The organism is Chlorobaculum sp. 24CR (assembly GCF_004118635.1).
Classification (GTDB): domain Bacteria; phylum Bacteroidota; class Chlorobiia; order Chlorobiales; family Chlorobiaceae; genus Chlorobaculum.
Genome location: NZ_SDGU01000068.1, coordinates 21527 through 29179, shown reverse-complemented (window position 1 = coordinate 29179; position 7653 = coordinate 21527). Strand labels below are relative to the sequence as shown.

General features: G+C 41.0%; 4 protein-coding genes. All 4 read right to left on the bottom strand.

The features are described 5' to 3' along the window. Window positions 1–13 precede the first annotated feature (13 nt). The 4 genes from EST62_RS14020 to EST62_RS12080 all read right to left on the bottom strand — a co-directional run bounded on the left by EST62_RS14020 (window position 14) and on the right by EST62_RS12080 (window position 7650). Window positions 14–595 carry a sulfotransferase family 2 domain-containing protein gene (locus tag EST62_RS14020; protein WP_129052328.1) on the bottom strand — a complete coding sequence of 194 codons (582 nt, stop codon included), beginning with the start codon at window positions 593–595 and terminating at the stop codon, window positions 14–16. Window positions 596–958: 363 nt separating this feature from the next. Next, complete coding sequence (locus EST62_RS12090; RefSeq protein ID WP_245153640.1) at window positions 959–2746, bottom strand: ABC transporter ATP-binding protein; 1788 nt, start codon at window positions 2744–2746, stop codon at window positions 959–961. Window positions 2747–3027: 281 nt separating this feature from the next. Continuing rightward, entirely contained in the window at window positions 3028–5037 is a 2010-nt protein-coding gene (locus EST62_RS12085) for a nucleoside-diphosphate sugar epimerase/dehydratase (protein ID WP_245153637.1), read from the bottom strand. A gap of 150 nt (window positions 5038–5187) precedes the next feature. Continuing rightward, the gene (locus tag EST62_RS12080) at window positions 5188–7650 is read right to left on the bottom strand and encodes a polysaccharide biosynthesis tyrosine autokinase (protein ID WP_129052327.1); all 2463 of its coding nucleotides are present in this window, start codon (window positions 7648–7650) and stop codon (window positions 5188–5190) included. Window positions 7651–7653 lie beyond the last annotated feature (3 nt).

Sequence of the window (7653 nt, the reverse complement as noted above, 5' to 3'; positions counted from 1 at the left end):
TACATTATGACTTTTATGAATATATGTGCTCAATTATTACACTTTTATCTTTAACGAAGCAGAGCTTCGGGGAATATATCCCATAGAGATTTAATTTATTTAAGTACCTTGGTAGATCATCCTTTAATTTCTCAAACATCAATATCTCATTGACCAAAAAATTACCATCCTCATCACAAAGAAAAGACTCTAATGATGTAGGCAATCTATCATTTGTATTAATGTTCATTACATAGTCTCTAAATGACGGAGGACGCGTCGTTATAAATATTAATTTTGTTTTAAAAGTTTTCAAATTTTTAACTTTCCAATTTTTTCTCATCTTCAAATAGTGATGATACAAGGATACGACTCGGTCGTAAGGATTGCGAACAAAACAGAATTTTTCATAACTATCCCAATCCCAACCTCGACACTCAAAAATACGTTTCAATTCCAGAGCAGAGATATGGTGATAAAACGGAAATTCTTTTGTTATATCCGATATGAGTATGCTCGAAATATCAGAATATTTGTCTAAAACATTTCTTGTTGTAGTGCTACCAGTACGAGGAGTCGCCAAGAAAATAAATTTATGTGAATGTGATATCCTCATATATTTTCCACTTACCTATAATTATTTAATAAACTTTTATTTTTATATACAGATATGTTATATATTCGACAACTTTGTTATGCCTATCTAGCAAATTAAACATTTAAATGTTCTTAGTAATAGTCATGCTTTTGGCATTTTGCAAAAGCGACTTTCAACTGACGCTAACAGGCAATGCTCAGAGCATTCTTATTTTTATTAACCCTTCAATTGATTTTTTTATTCGGCATACACCCATAATAACATTATTTAATAAAACTAACTTTATACATTATAACATGGCTGAGTTTATTGAAATAATACATTATCTCAATAACATTACACCTCATTTCTTTTATTCTACTGCATGATTATTACTATTTATTATTCCGGTAAATATTCATTAATGACACATAGATAGCTTCCCTGTTGTTTAATCTTGCCATTTTCCAATTCAACGATTCTATGACAATTCTTTAATGTTGTCAGCCTGTGGGCGATGATAAGCACCGTAAGCTCCTCATGCAGCTTTTCAATCGCCTGCATCACAGCCTCTTCAGTCTGACTGTCAAGTGCACTGGTGGCTTCATCGAAGATAATCACATCTGCCTGCTTATAAAGCGCACGGGCGATACCAATACGCTGACGTTGACCTCCAGACAACCGTACACCACGCTCACCGACCACCGTTTCATACTGCTTCGGCCATGATTCAATTATATCGGCAATCTGAGCCTGCCGTGCCGCTTGCCTGACAAGCTCTTTATCAATCTTGTTCTTCGGTACGCCAAGCGCTATGTTCTCCGCAATGGAGGCATCAGACAGAAAAATCGACTGCGGCACGTGAGCAATATGCCGCTGCCAAGAGCGAAGATTGTTCCGGGTCACAGGAGTACCGTCTACCTGAACATCTCCTCCCGTAGGCTCCAGCAGCCCCATCACAATGTCAAGCAGGGTGCTCTTGCCACTCCCTGTCGTCCCGATAAACCCGATCCGGCTTCCCTTCGGAATCTCAAGGTCGATCTCCTTCAAAACCTCTGGAGCATCGGACGTATAGCGGAATGATAGCCCCCGTAACACAAGAATCCTCTCAAAAGGTAAAACCTCCCCCTGTTCCTCGCCTTTAATCTGCTGCACTGGTTGGTCAAGCAGATCAAGCACCTCTTCCATGGAAGCTAAATTTCCCTGCAATGCAGACCAACCACCAAACAACTGCTGCAACACGGGTAGCATCCGCTGGGAACCAAGGGCCAGTGTACCAAGCACGGGTATAGCTCGCGCCATACCTCCTGGCTGCCCGGCCAGCCAGAAGGCCAACCCGGCAATGAGAAGCATGCCGATCGTTTCCACGCCAAAACGAGGACTCTGGTTGATGAAATTATTGTTGCCCTGGGCCCTTCGTAAGGGAAACACCGCCCTGCTGTACACATCGCAATAGACGGACTGGGTACCATCGATCAAAACGTCCCTTATCCCGCCAAGTCCCTCCTGAAGGGATTTAACAACCTGAGTTGACTCTCGAGCAATCAGCCGGCTATTCGCCTTCAGCCGTGAACGAGTCAACTTGATAACCACCGCATACGTTACACCGAATCCCCCAAACGCCGACAAGGCAATCAGTGGATCGATGAAGATCAACGTAGCCATGATCGATATAAGGATGAAACTGGCCGTCACCATAGTGATTACCGGTATGATTCCATTAATTATGACCTGCATCACTTTTGCCGAAACTGCATCAATGATCGTACTGCTATTACGCGATACGTGAACGGCGTACGGTTGGTAAAGTGTCCTGCTGTAAAGCGCAATACTGATGTCGGCGCCTGTAGCGAACGATACCTTCGTGTTAGCCCATATCTGTAGAAGGCGCATCCCTCCTGACAGCAATGCTGCACCCGCAAAAGCAAAAGTAAACGGCAGGAGCATACCTTTTGGCGTTGTAATCCCAACAAGCTTTGCGAGCCCCCTTACGGTGTCGTTCCGGAAAATACTCTCCGGATCAGTCAACACGCCGAGAAACGGCAATAACGCCCCCAAGCTGAATATTTCAGCAAATGAGGTGAAAATCATCAGCACCATGAGCACCGCAAACTGCGCCTTGCGTTTCTTTCCGAGATTCCTCCAAAGACGTTTCAGAAGGGATATGATACTTTCCTGCGATTGTGGCATACAGAATTCAACTACTCATTAATCAGTTCTCTCTTGGCAGGATTATATTATAAATTCTGCACACTTCGATTAGTTTTCAAACAACATTATAATCTTTTGAGACATAGAAGTTTGACCTTTTGGTAGCAATTCTTGGTTTACTTTTGATTGGTCAAATTTAACTCGCATATGTTCTAAAAGCCAAATACAGAGTTTTGCTCGAAGAGGTATCACCGAGAATATTACGAACAATAGCGCTGCCTACCATGCTTTAGTAGCCTGCTATGTATATATAAAGTCCATCATAATACATTTACAGGGCTTTCTTTGTCGGCTATATGCAAGCCATTTACTTGTCCGTTGAACTGGTACCCATTGACTATCGATTTAATCATGGGCTTCAGCTTCTCGACATTACCATCCGAAAGCATGCATGAAAGATCGTCAAGAAATAGCGTGAGCTTTTCCATAGGGTAATAATATTCATGAGCCTTGAATATTCTTGGATGCTCTGTTGGAATCGGATTGTCTGCAATCAGCAGCTCTTCATACAGCTTTTCCCCTGGTCGTAAACCGGTAACTGCAATTTCAATGTCACCGTCAGGGCTGTCCTGGTCTTTGAGCGTCAGACCAGAAAGTTCTATCATACGCTTGGCAAGATCAATAATCTTGACCGGCTCGCCCATATCAAGCAAAAACACATCGCCCCCTACAGCCATTGCGCCAGCTTGAATAACTAACTGAGCAGCTTCGGGAATAGTCATAAAATATCTTGTTATCTCTTTATGGGTAACGGTAACAGGACCGCCATCCTTGATCTGGCGTCTGAACAGCGGGACGACAGAACCACTTGACCCAAGCACATTGCCAAAACGAACCATGGAATAGCAGGTGCCTGATTCATGATGCTCCGCAGCCATCGCCTGAAGAATCATCTCAGAGATGCGTTTGCTGGCCCCCATAACGTTGGTGGGGCGCACCGCTTTATCGGTACTTACAAGAACCATATGGCTTACGCCGCTCTTACGGGCAACTTCGGCAACAGTAAATGTTCCCATGACGTTGTTGCGTAACCCCTCGACCGGATTGCTTTCTACTAACGGCACATGCTTATACGCGGCGGCATGATAGACCGTATGCGGGCGATAGTTGCTAAACACTGACTGCATCGATCGTTTATCAGTGACATCGCCAAGCAAGGAAACAATACGGCTTGAGAATCCATGCTTTTGAATCTGGTTTTCAAGCTCCTGATTCAGTGCATAAAGATTATATTCCGATTGATCAAGCAGTATCAAAAGCTCTGGATTTAGTGCAAGAATCTGACGGCATAGCTCACTTCCAATACTACCCCCTGCGCCTGTAACAAGAACTTTTTTTGCCCCGATACATTTTTTAATCAATTCAGCATCAGGCGGCACGATATCTCGTCCAAGCAGGTCCTCTATATCGAGTTCGCGGATATCAGATGCGGATATTTTACCATCTGCAATATCTTTGATATCAGGGAGTGTCCGGATATGTACACCATAATTTTCTAAAAAACTAAATATCTCTTGTCTTCGTGATCTCTTTACCTTTGGAAGAGCAATAAGAATACTTGTGATATCTTTTTTCTTTATAACAAGCGACAAATCATCCGGACAGTAAACAGATATGCCGTTTATACTTTTTCCATGCAATTTAAAATCATCGTCAATAAACCCATCTACATTATAATGCGCATCGTGCTGAAGAGCGCTTGCAATTTGAACTCCGGCAGAACCGGCACCATAAATAAGAAGATTTTCTTTACTGCATTCATTCGAAATATCCGCGTTTCCTGGGTGAAACCATAATCGAGCTACGGCCCTGCTTGATCCGACTGCAAGTAAAAGTAAAATTGGCTGTAGGATACCTACAGAGACAGGAATCCCAAATTTAGAAAGTAACTTGATTGCGATTGCGTAAAGAACTCCGTATAGAATACAAGCTTTTGTAACGGTACTTAGCGCGGCAAATCCACTATAACGATAAATTGAGCGGTAAAAACCAAATCGTATAAATATTGGTATAGCAATCAAAAGGGCAAGAATATATACTACCCATTCTAACTTATCAGGATAATGAAGACTTTCATAGCGGAGCGAAAATGACATCCAGACAGTAAATAAAATAAACAGTATATCAACGCCCAAAGCAATCAGTTGCTTTGTCTGTCTTGAAAAGACATCAGCCCTTAATGATAACTGTTTAGGCAATTTTCCTGCGTAATTTAGTTCTGCTCTTGATATAGCTTTTGCCTTCGTCTTATTTTGTGCGGATTCAATCAATAAAGTGATTGTATGGGTGTATTGTATTGATAATTAAAAACGCTATCTCCCTAAGCGAATTACACAATATTTATATTACATTTTCTTTTATTTCCTTAATGAAGAACCCCGCCGCAAACAGCGGGGCATTTACCATTAAGGAATAAATCCTTACAGTTTTTCCGGATACACGCTGCTATAACGTCCATATCCAGACCTGCCATAACCGTACTTACCTTCACCATAACCATATCTTGTTTTTGTTGGCCGTGGTTTATCGATAATAGCAACTCCAATTATTTTGGAATGAAGGAAATTGTCAGAGGCATATTGTTTTAGTGGTGCGCGGCTTGAATAATGCAGGCGTGCTGTTATTAAAACACCATCTACTTCGTTAACGAGCTGTGCTGCATCACTAATAAATATTGGTGGACTATCGATAACAATTCTGTCGAACTTATCAGACAATTTCTTTAGAAATTCATGCATTTTTTCAGAGCCAAGCAGCTCATTAGGATTAGGCACAGGGGTGCCAGCACTCATCAGATAGAGATTATCAAGATGAGTTTTTTGAAAATACTTCTCATTGATTTCGCTCTCGTCACTAATCAAGCAATCTGTCAATCCTGGAGATCGTTTTTTATTAAGAATAGTATGTTGAGATGGCCGTCTAAGATCACCATCGATAAGAAGAGTCTTCTTATCTGCAATAGCCCAAGCCAATGCAAGATTGGTACTAACTGTGGATTTTCCTTCGCCGATTGAACAACCTGAAATCAGAATTGTCTTGACTGGCTTATCAATTCTTGAAAAATTAAGATTAGTACGAAGAGTACGAAAACTTTCGGCAAAGCTTGAGTTAAGTTTATCTGTCATTAATGGATAAGCTCTCACCTGAGATACAGGTTCTTTTTCAGAATCACCTTGTATATCACTATTCTTTTTAAGGATTTTTTTAAATCTTCCATGTTTTTTCTTACCATCTTTTTCAACAGATTCGAGATTCATGTATTCGTTAGCCTGGTTCACAAAAGGGACTACCCCCCATATATTGAATCCCAGACTCTTAAAAAACTGCATCTCTTCATTAACAGTGTCATCAAGCATTTCTATTCCATATACATAACTGGCAGAAAGTATGAGTCCAAGAACCATACCTATCAGAAGATTTTTTACCAATACAGGACTTTCTGGAATAAATGGTTGAAACGCAGCTCCAATAATTGAGACGCTACCCACTTCCGAACCGATAAGTATTCTCGTTTCGTCAAGTTTTTCCTTGAGAAACAAATATGTTTTACTCACAACCGCCCTATCTCGTTCCAACCTTACGAAGGCCTGCTCTTTTTCTGGCAAATTAGCCAACTGATCATCGTAACTTTTTTTCACTCTTTGGTATTCAGTCGCACTAAATTTAAGGCGATTTAGTTTCTGGTCTAATTGTAATTTTTCAGAAATAAGATCGAACCGGTACTTCTCAGCCTTACCAACATACTCAATTTGACCAGCTATTTTGCTACGACTAAGCTGGTCATACCTTGCCCTCACCTGATCAAGTTCCTGCTTTTTTCCCTTAGCCACTGGATCATCAGCAGCTTTCACGCGTAAAATGGCTATATAATCCGCTTCCTTTGCCTTTATTTCATCCTGAATAGTACCTAATTGTGCATTGACGTTTCGCGCTATACGATCGCTAAGCTCTCGATCCGCTTGGCTTAGCTGTTTTTCGAGAAAATCGCGACTATTCATTACAATATTGTATTCTGCCATGAGGTCTTTATAGCGGCCCTCAAAGTCAACCAGTTTTTGCAGCAAAGCAGCTGTATTTCCTGTAACATCATACATCTGGTTTTTTGACATAAACTCTGACAATGCAGCATCGGCCTTACCAACCATATTTTTTTGTTCTTGTAGCATTTCTGCTACAAAGCGGTTTGACTGAATATATTTCTCTGAATTACGTTGTATATCTGAATCTTTGTAAACATTACAAAGCACGTTTGTCAAATACGTAGATTCATCTGCAAATGGGCTAGCTACTGAAACACGCAAAACACTTGTATCTCTTGATCCTTCAACATTTATTTTTTTATTAAGTTTCAGAGCATAATATCGTATCATTAAATTAAATGCAGGGGTATTTTCATTTAAGTATCGGCTTTCCGCTTTGGCTTTCTGAACTGGGGCTATCCAATGTATCAAGGCCCACATCGGGGAGATGTATTCACGATTTCCAAAAAACTCAAGAGAGTCACGACGCCCGCCACTCCAAAGAGCTCTTACTGTCATTTCAGCAATCGGCAACGATTGTAGCAGCTCAACATCTTTTTGTGCCATTTTGCTATCAGCAGCACCGGCTCCTCCTAGTACTGCTTGCACTAAATCGTCTGTCCCTTGCTGCTGATTTATCATCAAAACAGAAGTCGCCCGATACTCAGGCGTCTGCGAAAAATAGGCCATCAGAGATATGAGAACAGAAAAAAAGATAATTATTCCAATACCGATTTTCCTTCTAGCTATAACCTGAAGTATCTCGGCAATAGTTATCTCTTTTTCTTCTTCACTCCGGACTTGGCTCCCTGCCGGATATTGTTGATTTGAGTATTCCATAAAAGTATAAGTTCCTAAAATCAAATT